Origin of the sequence: Psychrobacter sp. (assembly GCF_030457785.1) — a bacterium.
Classification (GTDB): Bacteria; Pseudomonadota; Gammaproteobacteria; order Pseudomonadales; family Moraxellaceae; genus Psychrobacter.
In genome coordinates this window covers 1-6,409 of record NZ_JAKDUI010000157.1, presented here as the reverse complement: position 1 = coordinate 6,409, position 6,409 = coordinate 1, and the positions used below count along the sequence as shown (strand labels likewise).

Annotated in this window: 4 protein-coding genes; 2 read left to right on the top strand and 2 right to left on the bottom strand. The window is 44.3% G+C overall.

The features are described 5' to 3' along the window. Window positions 1-50 precede the first annotated feature (50 nt). Together L0J61_RS08190 and L0J61_RS08185 are read left to right on the top strand one after the other, a co-directional pair. Window positions 51-2,414 carry a TonB-dependent receptor gene (locus L0J61_RS08190; protein WP_301465960.1) on the top strand — a complete coding sequence of 788 codons (2,364 nt, stop codon included), beginning with the start codon at window positions 51-53 and terminating at the stop codon, window positions 2,412-2,414. Window positions 2,415-2,485: 71 nt separating this feature from the next. Further along, window positions 2,486-3,970 carry a hypothetical protein gene (locus tag L0J61_RS08185; protein WP_301465959.1) on the top strand — a complete coding sequence of 495 codons (1,485 nt, stop codon included), beginning with the start codon at window positions 2,486-2,488 and terminating at the stop codon, window positions 3,968-3,970. A 297-nt stretch (window positions 3,971-4,267) separates the two neighbouring features. On the opposite strand, the gene L0J61_RS08180 is transcribed toward L0J61_RS08185, so the two are convergent. Both L0J61_RS08180 and L0J61_RS08175 read right to left on the bottom strand, forming a co-directional pair. Next, complete coding sequence (locus L0J61_RS08180) at window positions 4,268-4,804, bottom strand: peroxiredoxin-like family protein (protein ID WP_301465958.1); 537 nt, start codon at window positions 4,802-4,804, stop codon at window positions 4,268-4,270. A gap of 167 nt (window positions 4,805-4,971) precedes the next feature. Continuing rightward, the gene (locus L0J61_RS08175; RefSeq protein ID WP_301465957.1) at window positions 4,972-6,213 is read right to left on the bottom strand and encodes a DUF819 domain-containing protein; all 1,242 of its coding nucleotides are present in this window, start codon (window positions 6,211-6,213) and stop codon (window positions 4,972-4,974) included. Window positions 6,214-6,409: the final 196 nt, after the last annotated feature.

Sequence of the window (6,409 nt, the reverse complement as noted above, 5' to 3'; positions counted from 1 at the left end):
ATATTTTTAAGCGGTATGACTTCTATAATTTTCTATATTTTGGTAACCTCATGTCTCCAACTCCTTTTAATCACAATAGCTCTAGAGAACCTAATTTTACCTCTATCTTTCCTATCAACGTGCATATTCGCCGCGCAACCACTTTGTTGTCAGTAACAACGGCTTTAAGCATGGCAAGTCTGTCTGTCAGCGCAGAAGACACCAATTTGGTTGAGGTAGACTCTAAAACCTCATCGCAACCAAGCACCACTACTAGCCCTGCTACTTCGACCTTGCCCTCGGTCACCCTAGAGCCAATTGTCGTTACGTCAAACCCGTTATCACCACAAATAAATGAGATGGCTACTGCCAGTAGTGTGATATCTGGTGAAGAATTAAATTCTCAGGTCAATAGCACTCTCGGAGATGCGTTGGCAAATGAAGTGGGTGTTTCTACAGATAGTTTTGGTCAAGGCGCTAGCCGACCTATCATTCGTGGACAAAGTGCCCCTCGCGTTCAAGTCATGCAAAATGGCCTGAGTGTGCAAGATGCTTCACAGATCTCTCCGGACCACCAAGTGTCAGTGCCCATATTAGGTGCAAAACAAGTTGAAATAATAAAAGGGACATCAGCATTGATGTATGGCGGCGGCGCAATAGGCGGTGTGGTTAATATAGTCAATGATATTATCCCTAGCCAGCCATCTGAAAAAAACCTAAGTGGAAAAGCAGCCTTGATAGGTCAGCAAGCCACAGATGGATATCTGGGTTACGCAGAGCTCAACGGCAATATTGGCGAAAACTGGCTGTGGAGTGGGCAATATCAAAGGACAGACAAAGGCAATATTCAAGCGCCGCATTGGGACACTGATGAGATTGATAACAGTTGGTATACCCAAGACAACGGCAGTATCGGGTTGTCGTATGTGACTGACTTAGGATATATCGGCGCGTCTTATCAACGCCAGACTTCGGAGTATGGTCTACCATTCCACGTACACAATCAGTGTGCACCGGCCAGTAGCCAATCCAATGAGCTGGTTTGTCAAGATGATCACGACCATGATCACAGCCACGACCATGGTGAAGCGCCCTATGTCGACTTGACCTCAGATGTCTATCAGCTATATGCCGAGCAGAAGGTTCCTATGATCGGTGTCGATAGCATCAAGACAAAACTAAGCTATACCGACTATCGTCATGATGAGTTCGATGAAGGCGCTGTCGGTACAACGTTTGCAAACAAAGCGCTCAACGCACAAATTCAAGCCACACATGCCACTCATAGAGTCGGTAGCCTAGGATTTATGAAAGGTGTGGTTGGTATTGACTATACCAACAGCAAGTTTTCCGCTGTCGGTTTAGAAGGCTATTTACCTGAAACAGAGCGTAACCAAGTGGGTCTGTTTTTTATCGAGCGACTGGCGCCTGACTACTTTGGTGCAGATATTCAGAACACTGACGAGCCTTTGTCTCAAAGTGAGACCTCAGCTCATGCTGGACACGATCACAGCCACAGTGGTCTTGCTACCGATAGTGATGAGTCACTTAGTACTGCCAATATCCTTAGAAAACAAGGCAAAAGTCCTTGGTATATTGAGTTCGGTGGACGACAAGACTTTCAAGACATTAGTGACACTGAAAACAACGTAGACAAAATACATGCTGGCATCTCTGTTAGCCTAGAAGGTGGTAAGTACCTTACCCCCAATACCCAACTGTCTGCCAGAGTCAGTCATTCAGAAAGACTGCCATCTCCTCAAGAACTATTTTCTGCTGGTGCTCATTTAGCGACCAATACATGGGAGCGTGGTAATGGGCAGTTAGATGAAGAGTCAACCAATGGCGTAGAGCTGACATTACGCTATGACAACGGCGACAACTTTGATGGCAGTATCTCTGCATTTTATAACGATAGCAAAAACTACATCTACGCCAAAACTCAAGACATCATCACAGAAGGAGAATCTGCAGGCTTTCGCTTAGTGGACTATGCTCAAAGTGACGCAAAGCACTATGGCGGTGAAATACAAACTCGCTACCACCTCAATGATTACATCAGTATTGGTAGCTTTGCAGATATATCATTGATCACCCTTGAAGACAATAGCCTGATAAGAAAGTACGCACCAAGATTGGTTGCACCTCGAGTCGGTGGTGATATCACCTCTCAATTTGGTCAGTTTGACTTGATCTTGTCTGGTTACCGCCGCTTTGAGCAGGATCGCATTGCTGACTTTGAGACCAATACACCCAGCTACAACATGATCGATGCCAAAGTCGTTTACCACAGTGCCAGCGAACACGATTACACCGCTTTTATTGAGGCAAATAATATTCTAAATGAGCTCGCTTATAACCATGCCTCATATCTCGTCGATAAAGTTCCGAAGCCGGAGCGCTCGTTTAACGCCGGCATTACTTATCGCTTCTAATATCACCTTGTTCACTCTTAACCCTTTAACCCCACAATCATGGACCATCTAATTCATGAACGGAGAAACTTATGAATCAACTTAACGTATTAAGCCGCTCTATCGCACTGGCACTATCTGCTTTACTAGCGGCTTCCGTGCTCAGTGGCTGTGGATCATCTGATGACCGTAAAACATCATCGACTGACTCAGGGCACGACCATGACCATGGCGAAGACGGCCACGATCATGGCGATGGCGAAACATCTGACGTTGCCGCTGAGATGGAGCAAGGTCGATTATTCATCACTGAAGAAGACGGTAGTCAGGCGTATGTTTATAGTCTTGCTCAAAACGAAGTGATACAAACACTGTCTTTGACAGGGCAAGCTGACGCCGTAAAAACCAGCCCAGAGAGCAATTACGCAGTGGTAATGGACCGCACCAACCAAGCAGTTAACTTTTATCATAGCGGCATTGAGATTGAGGATCATGGCGATCACGACCACCCCTATGCTCGTGATGCCTCAAAAATGCCGCTGCAACTAAACTACACTCGCCCTGTCCATTTTCAAACCTTTAATGACCAAGCGGGACTATTTTTTGACGGCTTAGGTGCGGCGGGCAATCCTATAGAAAACCCTGAGCAAGAAGCTGGATTTGCACTTGTGACCGATGCAGGTATTGCCAGCGGTGAATTGCCGTATCAACAGTTAAGTACCAATATGCATGGTACTGCTGAGCCTAGAGGTGGTTATGTGATCAGCTCTGAGCGTTATGATACTGTCGGTAGCTCATTGGCAGATACGCTCTCTGTATACAGGCAGCACAATGATCATTACCATATAAGCCAGACTTTTGATACAAAATGCATGGGTCTACATGGTAGTGGAAGCGTGACGGATTACAGTGTTTTTGCTTGTAGTGATGGCCTAGTGAGTATTAATCAAATCGAAGATGAATTCAGTGCTGAAAAGATCACCTATCCTGCCAGCGTAACCAATATCCAGTGCCCCAGTGCAAATGGTGACAGTAGCCCTGCTCGAATTGGCTCATTTATTACCAACCATCATCACGAATTTATGATTGGTAATGCTTGTGGTCAGCCTTACCATGTCGATCCTGCTAACAAAGATATCACACCTATTACCTGGACGACTGATAGTAGCCGCCAAATCGTGAGCTATGCTTTTGATGCTCATGGAGAGTACTTAATGCTGCTAGACGATACTGGCAAGTTGCACTTGTTAGATGTTGCACAAAACTATAAGCAGACAGCTGTGTTGGATGTGTTCCCAAATGGCATCGAAGATGACAGTCATAGTGCGCCATCTTTCATTTCTAACCCAAATACTGAAATGGTTTATATGTTAGACCCTTCAAACAATAAAATCATCGTCATTGATCCTGATGCAGGACAACTTGAGTCAGCAATAGAACTCACGTTCACACCATCTCATGTGGCTTGGTTCGGTCTACAAGCTGGACATGATGACGAACATGAGCATACAGATGAAGAGTCTCATGATCATAATCATGATTCAGACTCAGAACACAATCACAGTCACAGTCACTAACTTGTAGTGCCTCACTAATAGACTGATGGAAAGCGCTATTCTATAATCCATGAACCCTTACAGTGTAAGTCCTGTAAGGGTTTTTTATTGCTGGTTGATTGTCTTCAGCAATCGGTCATAAATGTGGCTTACAGTTTTATTTACACAGACGCACGCAGAAGCACATAAACACGTACAGCCAAACCAAGCTGATATCATATTCAAAAAAAAGAGCGCACCAAGGTATCTCCTCAGCACACTCTTCAAGGCTACTAATTGCCTTATTAATTCAGTTAAGTTCTGAACTTTCAGTTGTCACTAGCCATGAGTACCACGGATTGGATAATCATTCTCTCTGACAAACTTCAGTCCATTTGCCAACACTTCTAGATCTGGTCTGGCGAAAGGCGCGTTAGAAAAGTCTACAATCTGGATTGTCCCTTCAGCATTAACGACAAACAGTGCAGGCTCTGCAAACGGATGGTCGGTTTCTTTCTCTGAGCGTGGGTCAGAAATATAAGCACCAAGCGTTTCCATTTGCTCGATGGTTAAACCATAGGCGATAGGGAAATCAACATCCAGTTTCTGTAAGTGACTCTCTAGCTGAGCTTTACTGTCGCCTGACACTGCGATCACATCCACACCATTGTCATAAAAAGAAGACTTTACTTGCTCTAGCTGATTGAGGTACTTGGTACATAATGGGCAATGCTGACCTCGATAAACCACTACTAGCTTCCAATCATGGCCGTTAGCAGGCTCACCGAGTGACGTTGAGTTTCCATCTAGTGTGGTTACTGTTATGTTAGGGAACGGAGCGCCTGCGCGAATTTTCTGTGTATATTTAGATTGCATATTTTTATCCCTCTAAGTTCTTATTAGTAATTATTGATGAGTTAAAAATTATTAGTCGCAACTTGAATGTTCGTTCAAATTGCTTAGTGATAATGCTACAAGCAAAAAGCCGACAGTTAAGTCGGCTTTTTGTTATCAAATGCTACATGCTTTTACCTTTTAAAATTTTAACCGACCACCAATCGCATCATCTGTGTACTGATATAACCACCAAACGTGCCCACCGCATACCCTAATATACCCAAAAACACGCCGACGGGTGCCAGTGATGGGTGAAAAGCTGTTGCGACAATAGGAGCAGACGAAGCCCCACCTGTATTAGCGTTGGATCCAACTGCTAAAAAGAAAAACGGCGCACGAATCACTCTCGCCACTACGAAAATCATAGCAACGTGCAGACTCATCCATAACAGCCCAATGAGTAGTAATCGCCACTGTGAAACGATACCAGCAAGATTGATTTGCATGCCAATGGCAGCAATTAGTACAAAGATAAATACCGTGCCTATTTTAGACGCACCGACATGGTCAAGCCGGCGAACCTTGGTAAAGGAAAATATAACACCAATAATAGTGATGATAACCACCATCCAAAAGAAAGAGCTAGCGAAGCTATATTGTACAGCCCAGCTGTAAGGCGCGAAAAATCCTGCAATATGGCCACCGATAAAATGCGCCACACCAACCATCGCAAAACACAAGCCAAACATAACCATCAAATCATTCAATGTCGCTGGACGCGCATGATCACGTTCATAACTCTCAACCGCTTTAACCACCCTCTCAATGCTTTTGGTATCTGCTTTTAATAAGCGATCTACTTTATCACTATGCTTTGCCAGCACCAATATGGCCAATAGCCATAGCGACGCATTGGTCGTATCGACCAAAATCATCATGCCAAACAAATCGTCACTGACCCCAAACAACTCTTTCATCGCCGCTTGGTTTGCTGCACCACCAATCCAACTACCAGCCACTGCTGAAAATCCTCGCCACAACGTATCATCAGCAAACATGGTCGGTGACACCCATTGTGCAATGGCAAGACTTATTGGACCACTGATGATAATAGCGACACTAGCGGCGAAAAACATAGCAATGGCTTTCCAGCCTAGTCCTAATATTTTTGGAACATCCATCGAGAGCGTCATCAGTAGCAAACTTGCAGGCAAGAGATACGTCGCCGTAAATCCATAAATTTGGGCGCCTATCCCATCAGCAAAAACACCCAAGCTATTCAATATCGCTGGGATAAAGCAGCATAAGACAATCCCTGGCAGTACTGCATAAAAACGTCGCCAAAACTTCCCTGGTAACCCTTGTGTATAGAACACCAAGCCAATAATGGCCATAATAATGCCAAACGCTAATGGCAGGCTATCAATTGCAAAACTAGAGGCGGGCATTCGATCGCTCCGAAAAGTGAAATAAATCAAAGGCGCAAGTATAGATAAGGCCATAAATTGCTGCAAGCAACTATAGGTCATTAGAGCAGTTTTATCGCAATTTCTGTTGTTTTATATGTTTGCTTATTTACTCAGGTGCTGCATTGGTCTAATGCATAACCATTTATCAATATACCCATTACCTTTAATATGATAT

Coding starts and splice junctions, on each gene's coding strand:
- L0J61_RS08190 (WP_301465960.1), top strand. CDS start 51: ATGTCTCCAACTCCTTTTAATCACAATAGCTCTAGAGAACCTAATTTT.
- L0J61_RS08180 (WP_301465958.1), bottom strand. CDS start 4,804: ATGCAATCTAAATATACACAGAAAATTCGCGCAGGCGCTCCGTTCCCT.
- L0J61_RS08185 (WP_301465959.1), top strand. CDS start 2,486: ATGAATCAACTTAACGTATTAAGCCGCTCTATCGCACTGGCACTATCT.
- L0J61_RS08175 (WP_301465957.1), bottom strand. CDS start 6,213: ATGCCCGCCTCTAGTTTTGCAATTGATAGCCTGCCATTAGCGTTTGGC.